General features: G+C 48.0%; 1 pseudogene. It reads left to right on the top strand.

The features are described from left to right. A pseudogene (locus AB5935_RS27125) lies at positions 1-275 on the top strand (PfkB family carbohydrate kinase); the annotation flags it as partial.

The following is a 275-nucleotide window of genomic DNA, read 5'->3' as shown; positions in this document are numbered from 1 at the left end:
GGGTTGATTGCAGTAGACTCGCAAGGCTATTTACGTGAAGCGCGTGACACCCACGTCTATCCGGTGGATTGGACAGATAAGCGGGAGGCTCTGCAATATATCCATTTCCTGAAAGTCAACGAGCACGAGATGGAAGTGCTGACAGGTCTTTCCGATCCACATGAAGCTGCCCGTCAATTATATGAATGGGGCGTGAAAGAAGTGCTTGTCACCTTGGGAAGCATGGGATCACTTATTTTCGACGGAAAAGACTTCTATCGTATTCCGGCATATAA

The sequence above is a fragment of the Phocaeicola sp. RTP21198st1_B8_RTP21198_201120 genome (genome assembly GCF_040929485.1).
GTDB classification, from domain to species: Bacteria; Bacteroidota; Bacteroidia; order Bacteroidales; family Bacteroidaceae; genus Phocaeicola; species Phocaeicola dorei.
Note: the sequence above shows the minus strand (reverse complement) of the source record. Positions and strands in the feature narration are given on the sequence as shown.